Source organism: Virgibacillus sp., assembly GCF_013393565.1.
GTDB lineage: Bacteria > Bacillota > Bacilli > Bacillales > Amphibacillaceae > Virgibacillus > Virgibacillus dokdonensis.
The window spans coordinates 1-18,254 of record NZ_JABXHF010000006.1 but is presented as its reverse complement, the minus strand read 5'-3'; the positions used below and the strand labels follow the sequence as shown (position 1 = coordinate 18,254).

Below are 18,254 nucleotides of genomic sequence, written 5' to 3'. Positions count from 1 at the left end.
CGAATGCTGGTCAAGACAATATTCGTTTTATTAAATTTTGCCATAATTGCGCCACCTCTGTTTTAGAAACATGCTTATCGTCATCTCTGTAAATGAGCCGTTCATAATGCTCCGTAAGCTTCTGCATATCTGTCGTTTCATACTTTTTATCAATCTTCATTGCATACTCTCGTAACGTTTCCCCAGGGCGTTTTGCCTCCCCTTGTTTTTGTAACACTTTCATCAAAAAGTGATACGCCTCCTGTTGATTTTCAAAATTATTATCTTTTGTAAACTTACGACGTACCCATTTAGATTGCAAGTGAAGCCTCCTTCTGTAAACAAGAATGAAGACAATGAGTAAAAGCGCGATACCGATAGCGGTTGGTAACATCCACTCCATTGTAGTTGGGCCCGAGTTAGATGCAGCAGCTGATGCGACTTCGGACTCCTCTTCTTTTTCCTCCTCAGGCGTTGTTTCTTCCGACTGCTCCTCATCCTCTGTCTCCTGTTCTGACTGTTGCAAGGAATCTTGTTGCTGCGTTTCTCCACTTATAGGCTCATTCTGAAAGTCGGATAAATTCGAGAATCCCTTTGTTGGTTCAAATGGAACCCATCCTGAACCAGGAAAATAGACTTCTACCCATGAATGCGCATTGGAATTAGTTATTTCATAGGTGTTTTTTTCACTTCCCGCACCCACTAATTCACCACCGGTAAATCCTTTCGCCCATCTTGCAGGAATATCCAGCGAACGTAACATGACAACCATCGAGGTGGAAAAATTATCACAATATCCTGCCTTAGAATCGAATAAAAATTGATCCACATAATCTTCGTTTGCTTCAGGCACAGGAACATCTGTCGTTTGATACGTAAAATCGGTGCTGGAGAAGTAGCTTTCAATCGCCTTTGCTTTATCGTACTGCGTCTCTTCTTCAGCAGTAATATCTTTTGCCAATTCAATTACTCGATCTGGAAGCGTCTCTGGAATTTGCGTATATGCTTCCATAGAGTTATCTGAACTGGAAGCTTGTTGCAAAGCTTCAATTTGAAAAGTAGGATAGCCATAATCAACCGTATAATTTTCTAATGTAATCGGATCATTGGCATCATCCATTAACTGAATTGCTTCCGAAGACATATCAAAATACGGCTCCCCTTCAGGTGCCTCTACATGATCGAAACCGTACGGATAAACGAGCTTATCAAGTGCTTCATCACCTTGAAATTCGATCGTAGCTTTCTTTGTTTCTAGATTAACATTTTCTTGAAACATTGGTGGTATTTTACCCAATTCTGTATAAGCAGAATCATGACTCTTTTCCCATCCTTTTCCTGTATACACATCTTTTGTCTCTACACGCCAGTAATGTTCTTCATCGGCCTCCGCTTCAAATACTGGTGTATAATCTTGTACGAAAGAACCTCCTAATCTACTGTCATCTTCTCCGTAGCCAACCTTTTGAATTCCGCCATTTCCTTCTCCAGAGAAGCCTGCATTTTCTGCACTGCTTTGAATAAACGGTACGGGATCAGGCCATTGAGGAGAAAATTTTGGTGCAGCTAACCCAACAGCTGAAGAAAATAAAACAATCGCAACTAATGGCAGCAACCAAACCGCAGATTTCTTAGCTAATGTAAAACGAAGCGCTTCTCGATCCATCTCTCTCATAAAGTGGGCTAACCCTAAAGCAAGCAAAGATATAATGAAGGATCTAATGATTGCAGCAGTACCATCATAAACTGTAAATGTGTCTAACACTGCCAAATAAGCAATCGTCAGAAATACGAACATAAAGACACGTTTTCTAATGACAAACCAATAATGTAGTAAGTAGCTCATTAACCAGATTAAAATAAGAAACATCGTACTACGAAACAATGGCGTGAACTCATACCATGTTCTGTTAAACAATGCTTGCGTATTTAAGATACTATCTTGCAATAACTCTCCTATCCATAACGGGTTTAAAAAACTCGTCGTAAAAAATAGACTATTTACCACGAATAGTAATGCTGCCCCCTTCAAGATAAACGACAGCCACCATCTAACCTGCATAAAAGAAAGAAGAAAGCATAGAACGCCGTAAAGCATAAACATACTAATATTTGTCGTATCCGTCACTTCTTGCAATGGGTAGAACCATTCTAGAAATAAAATGAATCCGCAAATATAAAGAATCAACGTATAAAAAGTAACAGGACTCGACTTTTGCGTACTCATATTTTTTTCACCTCTAACGGGTTTTTCATTAATTCACGCTCTGTCATTTCAAATACATCTACTCCAAAAGCTTGTAACTGACGAACAAACGGAGCCGAAAGGGTATGTTGTTGCGCAGGCTGAATAAACAAAATGCATATATGTTTCGCTCTTTGTCTCACCTTTTTCATCATCTCTACGAACGGTTTATCCATATTTCCTACAACGAATAAAAGGGTACCCCCGCTAACGAGCTTCGACCATTGGTTCTGAATGCCCATTGAAAACATGTCATTTTTACTTGGCTGTAGTTTTGTTATATGTTCTATTAATCGATTAAAGTCTCCTTGCGCATGTATAGATGCAAAAAAACTTGTGTCTTTTCCGACGGTAAGTAATCCAGATTCCACCGATTGTTTCTTAAAATGAGTAAGCAAAGCATACGTTACTTCTACCATTCCTTCAAAAACAATCGGATTTGATATATTACAAGCTTCTAGGACAATGATTCTGCTCGTTCCTCTTTCTTGCTCAAACTCCTTTGTCATCATCGTATTTTTTCTTGCTGTTTGCTTCCAGTCAATCCAAGACACACGATCTCCAGGTAAATATTCCCTTATCCCTGTCGCTACATTGACATTGTTAAGTCGTAACGATGAGCTGAGTACATTGCCTTCCTGCTGATTACGCATTTGTTCATCTAATAGGAGCCGGCGAGCATTTGGATAGACAACGAGCGAGTCATTTACAGCATACATATGATCTTTTTTAACAAGCCCAAAAAAATCTCCTGTCCGTATCCGTACCTTTTGAAAGGAATGTATACCTCTTGGAATTTGTTCTAACTGATAAGAAAAAGAAAATGTTCGCTTAAAACCTGGAAACAGAACCCGTTTCATTCTCCGTTCAATAAACAGTTGATCAGCTTGGTGCATATACTGATATTTTTCTTTACCGTTGTCCACCTTTTTCAATGAATCTGCTAACATATCTTCTATGATGCAGTAATATAAAGGAAATGGTAAACGACGTTTTATTTTAACCTTTACGGTAACCGCTCCACCAGCGTCGGTTACATAATGGGAAAGCTTTCTACTAACCTGCCATTTGCGAATTGGATATAGTAAAATCACTGCTTCGTATAACAATATAGGAAGAAAGCTAAAAAATAAAAACCAACTGACAAAGCCGCCTTGAAACATAGCATACGAAAATAACAGCAGGAGGATAGTAATCAGAAACAGACTGCTTACAATCATTCGAAAGCGGTATTTCATTAAAGCAATTCCTTTCGTATTGGTATTTCAGTTTGTTCGATAATCATTGCAATAACGTCACTAGCAGTTTCTCCACTATACCTTGCTTCCGAGCGCAAGATGATTCGATGTGCTAAAACATAAGGAGCCAAATATTTCACATCATCTGGTAAAACATAGTCACGTCCTAAAATAAAGGCATATGCCTTTGCAGCTTTCATCAAAGCAATCGACCCTCTTGGGCTGACGCCTAAATAAATTTGCGGATGTGTTCTCGTACTTGTTGCTAAATCAATAATATAATGTTGCACATTTTTATCGATATACACATGCTTTACTTCATCTTGGATATGTTCTAATTCTTGTTTTGTTAACACAGCTTCTACACAATCAATAGGATGCACCTGCGAAGTACGTGTGAGCATTTCCATTTCCTCCACAAACGTCGGATATCCCATGTTTAATTTTAAAATAAATCGATCTAATTGTGCTTCTGGCAATGGATACGTACCTTCATATTCAATTGGATTTTGAGTAGCCATGACAAAAAAAGGACGAGCTAGAGGAATCGTATTACCATCCACAGTGACATGTTTTTCTTCCATTGCTTCTAACAGGGCGGACTGTGTTTTTGGAGAAGTTCGATTGATTTCATCTGCTAATATGATATTACCGAGAATTGGTCCACCACGAAATTCGAACTCTAGTGTTTTTGGATTAAAAATGGATACACCTGTAACATCGGAAGGTAATAAATCAGGGGTAAATTGTATTCTCCTAAAGTCACAATCTAAAGACTTCGCCAACGTTTTTACAAGCATGGTTTTCCCAACACCTGGTACATCCTCTAATAGCACATGCCCTTGTGCTAATAAAGCAACGAGACTTAAAACAGCAGGTTCTTCTTTGCCGATCATTACTTTTCTTATATTTTGTAAAACATTTTCTATTTTTACATTATATGACATTGTACTCTCCATAAAATAAGCCCCTTTCTATATAAATTATAACAACCATTTCTTCCTACGATAATGATGTTCATGCCTCTTTTTTTACACTATAAGAGAGGATGAATTTATAGTGTAAGTCAAACGACGGCGGTTATTGCCCTAACATTGGCAATAAGCCAAATTTATTTCATCATCTTTCTCCCTAATCTAACTATACTAGAAAAATAGTGCAAGCTAAAGAAGGAGATACTAATAGATTTAAAATTCTATACTTCCATCACATAGATTTCCCATTTCTAGTATATCCACATATTCATAGTTTATACGATAGCTTGCAAACGAACAGGATACTATCATACACCTTTCAAACAATATAAAAATGTTGGAGTTTATCCTATAGCAAAGCCAAGTTTTTTTATGTACTACACATGGTAGGAAAGAAGTTCAAAATGTAAGTAAGATCTCGTGAAAAAATGTGAATTTCAGCGAATTTCTTATCAATTCAACAACTTCCCACTAAATTCCAAATAAATAGAACCTCGCTACCCAATTAGATTGAATACGAGGTTCTTTTCATGGCATATTGTCACATCAGTGATCATCTTTATTAATAAGAAATTGGCGCACCAGGGCCTAGTTCAACTCCGATTAACATCCAAATAACAAGCATAATTGTCCATCCAATAAGAAAGAAAATAGAATAAGGAATCATGGTTGAAACAAGTGTACCTATCCCCATTTTCTTATCATATTTTTGTGCAAAAGCGATAATGATCGCAAAATAGGTCATAAGTGGTGAAATAATATTTGTTGATGAATCGGCAATACGATAGGCCATCTGCGTTAATTCTGGTGAATAACCTAATTGCATCATGATTGGCACAAAAATCGGCGCCATCATCGCCCATTTTGCGGAGGCACTTCCAATAAAGATATTGATAAACCCTGCTAATATAATAAACACGATTACTAAAGGGATACCTGTTAAATCAATACTTTGCAAGAAGTCCGCACCATAAACTCCTAACACTAATCCCATATTAGACTCGTTAAAATAAGCAACAAATTGACCAGCAGTAAATGCTAGCACAATGAACATCCCCATGGAAGCCATTGTGTCGGAAAGTTGATAAGCGACATCCTTGTCATTTTTCACTGCCTTCGTTACAATACCGTAAACAAGACCCGGAATAAAGAATAAAATCGCAATAATTGGTACAAGGGAATCCATAAATGGCGACTCAATAATTGGTCGCTCTCCTGTTCCACGCATTGGAGCTCCTTCTGGAACAACGAGTAGCACTGCTAAAATAAGAGACACCACTATAGAAACCGTCGCCCATATAAGACCTTTCTTTTCTAGGCTTGTTAGCTTTTCAACTGTTTCTTCGTATTCTCCTTTGTATGTACCTAACCTCGGTTCAACAATTCGTTCTGTTACCCATGCGCCAATAAGTGTTAATACAAATACAGATGCACCAATAAACCACCAGTTCATGGCTATACTCATGCCTTCAGCATAAGCAGGGTCAACGATGGCAGCTGCTGCAATGGTAAGCTCACCTAACAATGCATCTGTCCCTGATAACACTAAGTTCGCACTAAAGCCCCCAGAGACACCTGCAAAAGCAGCAGCTAACCCAGCTAATGGATGGCGACCAACAGCAGCAAACAATAATGCTCCAAGCGGTGGCAATACGACGTAACCAGCATCAGAAGCGACACTTGACATGATCCCTGCAAATACTAAACCTAATGTAATAAATCGATTGGGAACCGCTAACACGAACCCACGCAAGATAGCGCTAATTAATCCTGCTCTTTCGGCAATTCCAATTCCAAGCATCGTCAATAGGACTACGCCAAGTGGGGCAAAGCCAATAAAGTTATCCGTCATACTTGAAAATATATAGTTGATTCCTTCGCCATTTAATAAATTTTTTATCTCAACCATTTCTCCTTCTTCACCTGGGTGCTCAACACTAATACCCAGCGGAGACAAGGCTGCTGACAAAAGCAAAACCATTAAAGCCAATATTGCGAATAATGTGACAGGATGAGGTAATTTATTACCTACCACTTCTACCCCATCCAACGAGCGTTGGAATAGTCCTCTTTTCTTCCCCATACTTTTCCCCTTTCCAAATATCAGCAAAAATTTTCTTGTCGCCAAGTATTACGGCGAAAGCCTTTATTTTTCTTATCCTATGAACCAAAAAAATCTTTATTTCCTACTTATTGCTAGTGAACAAACCAAACGTCTACATGTGATATAATATTTAGAAAAATGTAATTACAATGCAAACGCATACTACTTATTATATATGTGATTGTTACGCTTGAAAATAGGAAAACAATAAAAACTACTAATGTTATTTTTAACAAGATTAAAAAAATTAATTTAAAATCAAAGTAAATTAGAAAAGCATGCCTTTTCTAAATCTATGACATTAATCTCTCCAAACTTCGAAAAAGTACATGATCTCATACAAGTTTAACCATCTAAGAGCCTAGCTCCCTCTTAAAAAGTAACACAAAATCTAAATTACCTGGTCTTTTTAAGAGGAATAAACTCACGTTAAATTTGTATCATGCACACGCCTATTACATAGGATTGTAATATGGGTTTCTTTTCATCCCTTGCCATAGGTCAGTTTCTTCCAATTGATAAGCTAATTGTAATAACCTATGTTCTTCTCCCTTATTAGCCGTAACTTGTAAGCCTAAAGGCATATTTTCACTTGTTACATGAAGTGGTAGAGACATAGCAGGCTGTCCGGTTAAATTAGCCAATTGAGTAAATGGCGTATAGGTTAGACTCGGTAAAAACATATCATAAATAATCTCTTGTTTCTCATTTGCTTTGGCATTCTCCATTTTTGTTATCCACCGTTTTTTCTCTATATTATCCCACGATAATTCTCCGACTTTAGGTGCTGTGAAAGCAGTAGCAGGGGTAATATAGAAATCATAGCTTTTATGAAAATCAGCCATTGCAGCTGCTGCCACATCCCATGAAGCAATACTGGAGGAAAACGCAGCTGCTGATACAGACTGCCCAGCACAATGCAACAGCCATGTTTCCAATTCCACATCATCACTAGTAATCTTTCTTCCAATCATTTTCTCTAACTGCATACCGACAGTAGCGATTTCTCCACTATTCATTAAATAATAGTTTCGCATAAGTTCCTTTCCATCAATAGGAGGGTCATTTTCCTCGATTTGGTAGCCTAGCCGCTCCAACCATTGAACAGTTTTCATGACCGCTTCTTTGGCTTCATTGGATACAGGCGTACCGACAGGCGATGTAACAGAATAAGCGATGCGAAGCTCTTCTTTTGGCGGTTGCTTCATCGTTTCCAAGTAGCTTTCCAAATATAGCGGTGCTTGAAAGGCAGCTTCAGGCTGACTTGTCTGTAATACATCCAGCATTGCCGCACTATCTCGCACACTTCTTGATAAGACAAAATCAATCGCAGCACCGTGCCACTGGCGACCTGCTCCCGGACCTACTGGTGTTCTCCCTCTCGTCGGCTTTAAACCGAACAGCCCTGTAAAAGAAGCAGGTATGCGAATCGACCCCCCGCCATCGCTAGCTCCTGCCAACGGAACAATGCCAGCTGCAACCGCGGCTGCCGAACCGCCACTTGATCCGCCTGGTGAATATGCCACATTCCAAGGGTTTCGAGTTGGACCATCTGTTTCAGGTTCCGTAATATTTTTCAAGCCAAACTCTGGTGTATTCGTATGACCAATAAATTGAAAACCAGCATCACGAAAAGCACGCACAAAATGAGAATCTTGTTTTGCTACGGGAGCATACTGTTTCAATAACTTGGAACCCGAAGTCGTCCGCTCCCCTTTTAATTGTTGTCCCGTATTCTTTAGCAAAACAGGCACACCACGAAACGGCCTATTATACGTAATATCTTTCCATTCTTGAAGCGCTTTTTCTTTACGTTCCGAAATAACCGCATGTAAAGTTGGATTCACTTGCGCAAGCTGTTCTAACGAAGCTTGCAAGAGTTCTTCTTCAGTCGTCTCACCTTTTTTTACTAAATCAGCTAAATCCACTGCATCATAGTTTCTAAATTCGCTCGTTTTCACTACTGCACCTCAATACCCATTTTCCATTAGTCTAACATTAATAAATAGTTATTACCAAATTGCTACTCTTCTTCTAGCCGCGTTTCATCTGCACTATCTTTTTTCCAAGATGGATCACCGTAGTGGTGTAATCTCTTATTTATTTTATACAGCAAAAACGGAATGATGAACGCAATCCCTGTATAGAAAATTTGTCTCCAATCAGGTAAATATTCTGTCCAATAATTCATGATTTAGAGTTCCTCCTTTTAGAAGCTTCGGAGCTGGTCTTTTTTTTCACAGATGCAATGATAAACAACACGACTGCTGTTAGTGTAGTAATTACTAACCCATATATACTTACAAAATCACCGAATTTTTGGACATCCATCACATCTTCAGGGGTCATTGCCACAAAAAACAACATCGGCGTTAAAACTAATATATAGTGCATTTTCTTTAGATTAAAAACAGACTTCAAAGCATATAAAGATGAATCAAAAGCCATTGTGACCGTATTAAAAACAGCCATCATCCAAATCACAAAGAAAATAGAATCGAACCTCTCAAAGAACCCTCCGGGTATTTCAATTTCTTTCGCAATTTCAATAATTGGATAATTGACATTGGCTGTTCCGGCATAGCCGAACACACCTATACACATAAAATAAATAAATATATAAAATATAGGAACCATTGTCATACCATAAGCTGCCTTTTTAGGTGCTTTATCTGGTTTACGTACTAGCGACGTGTAAAAAAATAAAATAAATAATCCGGTTAAGGAAAATATGCTATTCTTCATAGCACCTGCGTATCCTTGGATATCCGTTTGGAATACTGGTAGAAAATTGGTGGCATCATACCAATTAGTAGAAAATATACCGACAAAAACAATGATGAAAATAATGATCGGAAAAAACATCATATTTAATCGAAACAAACCTGCTCTTGACCCAGAAACCGCGTAGCATACTACAAGAAGAAAGCTAAGAGAAATCACTTCTAACGGTGTACGATCAAACAAATATTCTTTAGCGATATCAGCAATAATCCGTAAAACAAAACCTGTAATAAAAACGCCTTGCAAAGCAAGTAAAATAGTTAGTATAGTAGCTATTGGCTTTGATACTAAAAGGGACGCAAAACTTATAAAAGGCTGGTTCGGATACATCGAAGCAACTTTTACAATTAACCAAGTTATGGCAACAAACAAAATCCCGGCCCCAAGAATCGGAATCCATCCGTCAGACCCTATTGTGTTCTCTGCGATTAAACTTGGTAAACTGAGAACGCCTACGCCAATTGTAACGGATGGAATGGCAATCATTAATTCATTATCACTGATTTTCTCATCTGCATATTCAAACTGGCGCATCTTTTATCCCTCCGTGTTATTTGCAGAAATTTTATCTTTCGTTTGTAAATACTCCGGCCTTTTTCCTAACATTGGTGCTGGCATACGTAAAACCAAGTCCTTCCAATCGTTAAAAAACGTCGGCGCATAAGGAGTGGAATAAGGAACGCCAAAGCTCTTTAAATTGACAATGTGAATGTTGACCATAATATACGCAAGAATAACACCATACAAGCCTAAAAAAGCCGCTGCTACCATAAATCCGAATCGAACCATTCGAAAGGAAATAGCGACACTATACATGGGGATTGTAAATGATGCCACTGCCGTTAAAGCGACTACAATAACCATAATTGGACTTACAATACCTGCTGAAACAGCTGCTTCTCCAATAACCAATCCTCCAACAATACCAATGGTTTGCCCAATTGTTTTTGGTAATCGCGCACCGGCTTCTCTTAACAGTTCCATGGTAATTCCCATTAATACAGCTTCAACAAAAGCAGGAAATGGCACACCTTGCCTTGTTGCCGCAATCGAAAAAGCTAACTGGGATGGAATCATCCCTTGGTGATAGGAAACTAAAGCAATATACAAAGCCGGTAGGAACATGGTTATAAAAGCTGCTAAATAACGTAACACTCTTATCAATGAACTAATTAACCAACGCTCGTAATAATCTTCTGGTGATTTAAATGCTCCACCTATTTCTGTAGGTGCGATGAGTACAAAAGGGGTTCCATCAAGCAAGATAATAAATTTACCTTTTGTGAGGGCAGAAGCTGCTTTATCAGGTCGTTCACTATTAAATATTTGTGGAAAAGGAGACAAGAAACTATCTTCAATCCATTGCTCAATATATCCCGATTCCATCGCATCATCTGTGTCAATGGAGGATAACCTTTTTTTAACTTCCTTTAATAACTCTGGGTGAATAATCCCAGATATATAAGCTAATACAAGCTTTTTCTTTGACCTTCTTCCTATGTCATATTCTTTGAAATGTAGATTAGGGTCACGTATTTGTCTTCTGATTAACACCATATTGGTGTTTAAGTTTTCTACAAACCCTTCTCTTGGACCACGAATAAGTGCTTCTGACACAGGTTCCTGTATCGCACGACTTTCCCATTCTTTGGTCTCTAATAACAAAACACGCTCCACGCCGTCAAGCAAAAGTACAGAGCTTCCTGACAATAATCCAAGTGATAATTTATCCATGGTATCTACATTTTTTATGCCAGAAATACTAATTAATTGTTCATGAATAATAGCTAATAAATTCGATGTATTTAATTCTTCTGTTTGATTACTTTGCTCCAATCTCTCCAATTCCCTTAGAACATTTTCTTCAATTTGCTGTTTATTACTCAGTCCATCAATATAGATAATCGCACAGGCGTGCTTTGCCAAATAGAAGTTCCTTACGACTAAATCAACAGGGTTTCCGAGCATTTTCTGAATACTGTCGAGATTCTCCTTTAAAGAAGATGTCAAATATGTATTGAAATTATTAGCATCTGTTTGCGTGTTTTGATTGTTTCTTTTTATTACTCGTCTTCCCATGCCATCACATCCCTTTTATGAACTTCCTTTTTCTTATGCCCATCACATCCTCCTTTTATTCATCCGTATAAAATTCTAGGATCTGACAAAACTAAACGTCACATAGATAAAGTGAGCTATTCAATAACGGTTTTTTATGATTATGCTGATTGAATGAAATGAGAGATTATTTTTTCACGTGGTATACAACATAGTACAAATCGAACAGGAAGGGAGTTATATTATTGAATAATTTATACACGAACTATTTTACAGCTTCAGATATTTCAACGTTATGGGACACTTACGAAAGTGATACGATTATAAAATACGGCATGAAACATTTTCTTCAACATGTAGAGGACCCTGATATTCAAAACATATTACAAGAAACATTACAGTTAATTGAAAGAAATATTCATCATATGGAAGAGCTATTTAAAAAAGCAAATTTTCATATACCTAAAGGATTTACAGACGAAGATATCAATTTAAATGCACCTCGTCTATTCTCGGACACCCTTTATTTAGAGTATATTTTTAATATGACATTTTTTATGTTAGACACATACAGTTTAGCTCTTTCCGTCGCAGATCATAAAGATGTCAACGATTACTACGCTAAAAATTTAAAAGCTGCTATTTCTTTAAATAAACAAGCAAAAGAACTAGAGAAAGAAAAAGCAATATACATTCGTTCTCCAAGAATACCTCATTCAGAAACCATCACATTTGTAGAAGATAAAAATTACATGACTGGGTGGCTCGGTGAACGCAGACCTTTATTAGGTATAGAAGTAACTAACTTAGTCTTTCACTCTAAACGCAATGCTTTAGGCCATGCTATGATTACAGGGTTTAGTCAAGTAGCTCAATCCAATGAAGTGAAGAAATTCTTCCAAAAAGGAAGAGATATATCCGGTAAGCATTTAGAAGTGTTTACATCTATTCTTCATGAAGATTTCTTATCCGATGGAGCACTTTTAAGAACTTCAGAGGTAACGGATTCTACAACTGCTCCGTTTTCCGATCGACTCATGGTGACCTTCGTTGCGAACCTCATCGCTTCCAGTATTGGACAATATAGCGTCTCTATGTCTAGAAGCCCCAGACATGATTTAAGTGTGCAATATGCACGTTTAATGGCAGAAGTAGGAAAGTACGCCAACGAAGGTATGAAGATCCTTATCCGTCATGGATGGCTCGAACAACCTCCCATGGCCGCTAATCGAAATGACTTAGTGGAATAGGTTGTCTATATGGATACAAACCTAAGCAAAAAAAGTAAAAAACTAGCAGCTATACTATGGAGTATTGCCTTGCCGGGATTTGGCCAATTATTAAATCAAAAGTATGTAAAGGGGCTATTACTAATTGGCTTAGAATTTATCATTAATGTTATGGGAAATTTTAATAAAGTCATTATTTATAGTTTTCAATTTAAGATTGAAGAAGCTATCGAAGGGACCAATTATTTATGGCTGATGTTTTATCCATGTTTATACTTTTTTGCCATCTGGGACGCCTACAAAGATGCTGGCGGAGGGGAAAGACCTTTTGCTTACCTACCACTAGTTTTTTCTGCATACTTTGTCACGATTGGGCTAATTTTTTCATCCAAACTTCATGTGTTTGGATATTTAATTGGCCCCATGTGGCTACCAATGCTATTCTTGCCTATCGGACTTAGTATAGGGGCTTTCATTCAATGGATTTTACTTAAAGTTTATACTAAAAAATAACGAACCCTCATTTTTTTAGAAAAACTTGGCTTGTCACCAAGTTTTCAGGAAGAAATGAGGGTTTAAAAATGCTAAGATACACACCTACTTTTTAAATAATTTATATAATTGAAAAAATAAATATTAAAACTACTACTATACGATACTTTATACTATTAGCCAGCATATGAAATCTTAAAAAGAAATAATTTTGATTTTTTCGCATATATAGAATATTAATTTTAAAATAGTATTGTAAATTTTCTAATAATCAGTGTATAATCAAATTAAGATGTTACTGGTTCAGATTGATTTTACATAGAGGTGAAGCGAATGACGGAAAATCCATTATTAGAAGTAAGCAATTTAAAAACGTATTTTTACTTAGAAAATAATTTTGTGGCTCGCGCAGTAGATGGTGTAGATTTCACAATAAATCAAGGTGAAACCTTGGCAATTGTTGGCGAATCAGGGAGTGGAAAAAGTATCACTTCCCTCTCGATTATGCAATTGATTAATAAGCCTGGAAAAATTGTAGATGGAACAATTTTCCTTGAAGGAGATAATTTATTAACAAAATCCAGTAAACAGATGACTAAAATACGTGGCAATGATATTGCAATGATTTTCCAAGAACCGATGACAGCACTAAATCCAGTCTATACCATTGGGAGTCAAATTGTTGAAACGATTCGAAAACATAAAAGCCTGTCCAAGCATGCTGCACGGGAAAGAGCTATTGAATTACTGAACCTAGTTGGATTTCCAAGAGCAAAAGAAGTTATGAACGAGTATCCACATCAATTATCGGGTGGAATGAGACAAAGAGCAATGATCGCTATGGCCATATCTTGTGATCCAAAGCTCCTCATAGCTGATGAACCTTCTACAGCCTTAGATGTAACCATTCAAGCGCAAATTTTAGATCTGCTCATGGAAATGAAAGAACGTTTAAATATGTCCATCCTTTTAGTCACGCATGACCTTGGCGTAGTAGCCGAATACGCAGATCGTGTACTAGTAATGTATGGTGGCCAAATCGTTGAGGAAACAACTGTCGAAGCTATTTTTGAAGAAACGAAACACCCTTATACCATTGGGCTATTAGAAAGTTTACCAAGTTTAGAAAAAGAAGTAAAACGGCTCGGTGCCATCAAAGGTTCTGTCCCTCCAGCCTATCTATTTCCTAAAGGATGTCGTTTTGCCGACCGCTGTCCGCATGTAATGGATCAATGCAGAGAATCAAATCCTGAACTATTATCCATAGCACCCACACATAAAGCACGCTGTTATCTTTATGAATTAGGAGGAGGCCATTCTCATGACAATCGAGCAAAAACAACTGCAGAACAAAAAATCTGAACAAGAGCAAAATAATGAAACCATTATGCAAGCAAGTCATATAAAAAAATACTTCCCCATCAAAGGTGGTATTTTCAAACATACAATTGGTCATGTAAAAGCTGTAGACGATGTTTCTTTATCCATAAAAAAAGGAGAAACACTTGGTCTTGTTGGAGAATCTGGTTCTGGTAAATCAACACTTGGGCGTGTGTTACTTCGTCTTTTAGAGCCTACAGAAGGTGAAGTCATATTTGAGGGCAAAGACATTTCCCATTTAAACAATCGGAAATTACGTGCATATCGAAAACATATGCAAATTGTTTTTCAGGATCCATTTGCTTCACTTAATTCTAAAATGAGTGTCGGAGAGCTAATTGAAGAGCCTTTACTCGTGCAAACTTCCGTTTCTAAATCAGAACGTAAGCAAATGAGTGTTGAATTGCTAGAGAAAGTCGGTCTACGAGCGAATGATCGTGCAAAATATCCGCATGAATTTTCTGGAGGACAGCGTCAACGAATTAGCATTGCACGGGCGCTTGCACTTAACCCAAAATTCATTATCTGTGATGAACCAGTGTCAGCACTCGATGTTTCCATTCAAGCTCAAGTGCTAAATTTAATGGCGGACTTACAGGAAGAATATCATCTTACCTACTTATTTATAGCGCATGACCTCAGCGTTGTTAAACATATTAGTGATCGTGTAGCTGTCATGTATTTAGGACGTATTGCAGAGCTTGCACCGAAAGAACAACTCTACCAAAACCCACTTCACCCATATACAAAAGCTTTACTATCATCTGTGCCATCGACAAATGTAAGAGAAAAGAGAGAGAAAATTAAACTTAGTGGTGATTTACCAAGTCCAGCGAATCCACCATCTGGTTGTGTTTTCCGTACACGCTGCCCTATGGCACACGACCGTTGCATAAGCGAAATACCAGCATTAAGCGAGATGGAGAAGGGGCATTTTGTTGCATGCCATTTGTACGAATAAAGAGAGGCTCGTTGGCACATCATCAATCATGAAAACTGAATTCCTAAGCCAAGGAGATGTTTTATACTTGTAACTGTAAAGTTATCAATGAATAAAAAGGCATTGGCAACAGAGATAAAAACACGCAGACTTTTCAAAAATGAAGAACACATTCTTATGGTACAACTACTCGCTATCTCTCACTCTAAAATAAAATGTTACATACATTTTTATTTTTCGGAATAATCCGTCCTTTATTCCGCTTCTAAACAAACCTTGAAGGGGGTGGTAACATCACAGAAAAAGAAAATCATGGCTTATCGTCACATCTTTATGGCAAAAGTTGGAGTTTTTCTTATCTTCCTGTAGTGCAAAAAAAGTAAAAAATGCGTGTAAATCTGTTCAAATAATAAGGGGGAATTGAAGCGTGTTTAACAAAAAATGGATGTTACTTTTCGTACTTATGTTATTCTTTAGTTTTGTATTAGTAGCTTGTAATGGTGATGACACCTCCGAAGAGGAAGGAAATGAAAGCCAAGCAAAAGAAGATGATGAAGCAAGTGGCGAGCCTCAAAAAGGCGGCACCTTGACTGGGGCAATGGATACAGCTCCAGCAGGAGTCTTTAATCCAATCTTTTACGAGGAAGCCTATGAGGCAAATATTCTTGACTTTACACACGAATCGTTAGTCGGGCAAACAAAAGAATTAGAATTTGAAGCCGAATTAGCTAAAGAGTGGGAAATTAATGAAGACCAAACAGAAATCACTTTACAACTAGAGGAAGGCGTAAAATGGCATGATGGCGAAGAATTCACTGCGGATGATGTCGTTTTTACGTACAAAGCAATAGCTAGTCCTGGCTATGTAGAAGCTGGTGGGATTCGTACAGAATACGTTGTAAGATTACTTGGATATGAAGCGTTCAACAATGAAGAAACGGATGAGTTTGAAGGGGTAGTAGCTGAAGATGATTACACCGTAACTTTTAAATTCGCAGAGCCTAATGTAACGATTTTAAAAGACGTCTCTTTTTCCATTATTCCTGAGCATATTTTTGCAGATGTCCCAATAGCTGAAATACCTGAACACGCTGCAACTTTAAACGCTGGCGAGGTAATCGGTACTGGACCATTTAAATTTACAGAAATGCTAGAGCGTGAGCAATACGTGCTAGAAAAGAACGCAGATTACTGGAAATCCGAGCCATATTTAGACCAAATTGTGTGGCGTGTGGTTGACCAGTCTGTCATGTTGGGTCTGCTAGAAAGTGAAGAAATTGACTTTATTGCTGACCCTAATGGCGTACCAGCACCTGACTTCGAAACAGTTGACGCACTAGAACATATAGAAATTATTGAACAACCTGACTTCGGGTATCAATTAATGGGCTTTAAAGTTAATCACCGTACAGATGCCGATGTAGAAGCCGGTGCTATTGAGCCGGACAACTGGGTACCAAATGAAGATATGGGTGAACTAAAGGTTCGCCAAGCAATGGCACATGCTATTGACCGCAAGGCGCTTGTTGATAACTTACTGTATGGCCATGGTTCCGTAATTAATGCTCCAATAGCACAACAATTTTGGGCTTACGATGAAGAAGCAACAACAAAATTTGAATTTGATCCAGAAAAAGCAAAATCACTATTAGATGAAGCTGGCTATGAGGATACAAATGATGACGGCTTCAGAGAAACACCAGATGGAGAAGAATGGGTGGTCAACTTAAACTATCCAACTGGAAATAAGCTACGTGAAGACTCTGCACCAATTATTGAACAGTTCTTAGAAGATGTAGGAATAAACATCGACCTACGTCAGCCAAAAGAAATGACCGCTTATGTAGAAGAACTAACCAATGATAATTCTGATTGGGATCTTTTCCTTCTAGGTTGGAGTTTAGGAAGTGCTGATCCAGATCCTTCAGGGCTATGGGGAGCAGACGCTGCTTATAATTATCAGCGTTGGAACAATGAACAGTCAGAAACATTATTGGAAGAAGCTATGCAAGCTCCTGAAGCATTTGAACAAGATTACCGTGCTAAAAAATATAGTGAATGGCAAGCAGCCTTCTCGGAAGACTTACCAGCTATCTTACTCTATGCACAAAATAAAATTTATGCCTTTAACGAACGGTTAAATGGTGTAGATCCAATGCCATATTCCTTTAATAATGAACCAGAAAACTGGTGGTTAGCCGAGTAATTAGTAACTACCTAAGAAAACATAAAGAGGTTAGGACAAATACTTGGCTTACCGTCGAATCTTTATGACGAAAGCTGTCGGTTTTCTTATATTACAAACCTTAAAACTGTCTACTTTCCGATATGTAACAAAAGATGTAAGGCGTAGATGAGCCCTCGAAATGCGTCACTTCGGAGGCTCATTGACGCCCACAAAAAACAGTGTACTTTTCCGTAACATAAATGATCGTCTCTTTCATTACTGTACAAGGTTTAAGGTTTGTTCCAGCCTCTTTTTTTAAAACAAGCCGTGCTTTATCATCAAATGATGACGATGAAAAATAACTGACAAATTAAATTTGCGTAATTTAAATGCCCAATGCAAAAAAACATTTATATTTACTTGACTTTTAGAAGAGATAAAGCACAAACTACTACTTCAGAAAACGTAGCTTAATACCTTTCTATATGCAAAAGCTATCGTTTTTCTTCTGTACTTTTCTATAATGAAATAACAATTTCATTTTATTAACATGTAAAAAGGTGAGCACCATGTACAAATATATTATCCGTAGAATATTAATATTCATCCCAATGCTGTTTGCCCTTACAGTGATTGTATTTGGTATTTCACAGTTAGCTCCTGG

13 protein-coding genes are annotated in these 18,254 nt (G+C 37.7%); 5 read left to right on the top strand and 8 right to left on the bottom strand.

All coding sequences use genetic code 11. The features are described 5' to 3' along the window. Positions 1 to 10: 10 nt before the first annotated feature. The 8 genes from HLX49_RS02350 to HLX49_RS02315 form a co-directional block, all read right to left on the bottom strand. Complete coding sequence (locus HLX49_RS02350) at positions 11 to 2,206, bottom strand: transglutaminase TgpA family protein (RefSeq protein WP_296360695.1); 2,196 nt, start codon at positions 2,204 to 2,206, stop codon at positions 11 to 13. Further along, the gene (locus HLX49_RS02345) at positions 2,203 to 3,462 is read right to left on the bottom strand and encodes a DUF58 domain-containing protein (protein ID WP_296360694.1); all 1,260 of its coding nucleotides are present in this window, start codon (positions 3,460 to 3,462) and stop codon (positions 2,203 to 2,205) included. Before HLX49_RS02345 ends, HLX49_RS02350 begins: the two co-directional genes overlap by 4 nt. Further along, positions 3,462 to 4,421 (bottom strand): AAA family ATPase, encoded by a 960-nt coding sequence (locus HLX49_RS02340; protein ID WP_296360693.1) that lies wholly within the window; start codon positions 4,419 to 4,421, stop codon positions 3,462 to 3,464. Before HLX49_RS02340 ends, HLX49_RS02345 begins: the two co-directional genes overlap by 1 nt. 577 nt (positions 4,422 to 4,998) lie before the next feature. Beyond that, entirely contained in the window at positions 4,999 to 6,519 is a 1,521-nt protein-coding gene (locus tag HLX49_RS02335; protein WP_077702560.1) for an AbgT family transporter, read from the bottom strand. Between the two features lie 476 nt (positions 6,520 to 6,995). Continuing rightward, complete coding sequence (locus HLX49_RS02330; RefSeq protein WP_296360692.1) at positions 6,996 to 8,501, bottom strand: amidase family protein; 1,506 nt, start codon at positions 8,499 to 8,501, stop codon at positions 6,996 to 6,998. Positions 8,502 to 8,563: 62 nt separating this feature from the next. Beyond that, a complete protein-coding gene (locus tag HLX49_RS02325) occupies positions 8,564 to 8,731 on the bottom strand; it encodes a hypothetical protein (protein WP_164085455.1) in 168 nt (55 codons plus the stop codon). Further along, entirely contained in the window at positions 8,728 to 9,858 is a 1,131-nt protein-coding gene (locus tag HLX49_RS02320) for a GerAB/ArcD/ProY family transporter (protein WP_296360691.1), read from the bottom strand. The genes HLX49_RS02325 and HLX49_RS02320 overlap by 4 nt, the downstream gene beginning before the upstream one ends. A gap of 3 nt (positions 9,859 to 9,861) precedes the next feature. Beyond that, positions 9,862 to 11,403: a spore germination protein gene (locus HLX49_RS02315; RefSeq protein WP_077702557.1), complete on the bottom strand. Its 1,542-nt coding sequence runs from the start codon at positions 11,401 to 11,403 to the stop codon at positions 9,862 to 9,864. Positions 11,404 to 11,627: 224 nt separating this feature from the next. Between HLX49_RS02315 and HLX49_RS02310 the strand changes: the two genes are divergently transcribed. The 5 genes from HLX49_RS02310 to HLX49_RS02290 all read left to right on the top strand — a co-directional run bounded on the left by HLX49_RS02310 (position 11,628) and on the right by HLX49_RS02290 (position 17,629). Continuing rightward, entirely contained in the window at positions 11,628 to 12,632 is a 1,005-nt protein-coding gene (locus HLX49_RS02310) for a DUF3231 family protein (RefSeq protein ID WP_073011756.1), read from the top strand. Between the two features lie 9 nt (positions 12,633 to 12,641). Continuing rightward, the gene (locus tag HLX49_RS02305) at positions 12,642 to 13,124 is read left to right on the top strand and encodes a hypothetical protein (RefSeq protein ID WP_077702556.1); all 483 of its coding nucleotides are present in this window, start codon (positions 12,642 to 12,644) and stop codon (positions 13,122 to 13,124) included. A gap of 312 nt (positions 13,125 to 13,436) precedes the next feature. Then, positions 13,437 to 14,465 carry an ABC transporter ATP-binding protein gene (locus tag HLX49_RS02300; protein ID WP_077702555.1) on the top strand — a complete coding sequence of 343 codons (1,029 nt, stop codon included), beginning with the start codon at positions 13,437 to 13,439 and terminating at the stop codon, positions 14,463 to 14,465. After that, positions 14,425 to 15,444 (top strand): ABC transporter ATP-binding protein, encoded by a 1,020-nt coding sequence (locus HLX49_RS02295; RefSeq protein ID WP_077702554.1) that lies wholly within the window; start codon positions 14,425 to 14,427, stop codon positions 15,442 to 15,444. The genes HLX49_RS02300 and HLX49_RS02295 overlap by 41 nt, the downstream gene beginning before the upstream one ends. Before the next feature lie 406 nt (positions 15,445 to 15,850). Further along, on the top strand, positions 15,851 to 17,629 hold the full coding sequence (locus HLX49_RS02290) for a peptide-binding protein (RefSeq protein WP_335726819.1): 1,779 nt from the start codon (positions 15,851 to 15,853) through the stop codon (positions 17,627 to 17,629). The last annotated feature ends 625 nt before the right edge of the window (positions 17,630 to 18,254 follow it).

Coding starts and splice junctions, on each gene's coding strand:
- HLX49_RS02340 (WP_296360693.1), bottom strand. CDS start 4,421: ATGGAGAGTACAATGTCATATAATGTAAAAATAGAAAATGTTTTACAA.
- HLX49_RS02300 (WP_077702555.1), top strand. CDS start 13,437: ATGACGGAAAATCCATTATTAGAAGTAAGCAATTTAAAAACGTATTTT.
- HLX49_RS02320 (WP_296360691.1), bottom strand. CDS start 9,858: ATGCGCCAGTTTGAATATGCAGATGAGAAAATCAGTGATAATGAATTA.
- HLX49_RS02325 (WP_164085455.1), bottom strand. CDS start 8,731: ATGAATTATTGGACAGAATATTTACCTGATTGGAGACAAATTTTCTAT.
- HLX49_RS02295 (WP_077702554.1), top strand. CDS start 14,425: ATGACAATCGAGCAAAAACAACTGCAGAACAAAAAATCTGAACAAGAG.
- HLX49_RS02345 (WP_296360694.1), bottom strand. CDS start 3,462: ATGAAATACCGCTTTCGAATGATTGTAAGCAGTCTGTTTCTGATTACT.
- HLX49_RS02335 (WP_077702560.1), bottom strand. CDS start 6,519: ATGGGGAAGAAAAGAGGACTATTCCAACGCTCGTTGGATGGGGTAGAA.
- HLX49_RS02305 (WP_077702556.1), top strand. CDS start 12,642: ATGGATACAAACCTAAGCAAAAAAAGTAAAAAACTAGCAGCTATACTA.
- HLX49_RS02350 (WP_296360695.1), bottom strand. CDS start 2,206: ATGAGTACGCAAAAGTCGAGTCCTGTTACTTTTTATACGTTGATTCTT.
- HLX49_RS02315 (WP_077702557.1), bottom strand. CDS start 11,403: ATGGGAAGACGAGTAATAAAAAGAAACAATCAAAACACGCAAACAGAT.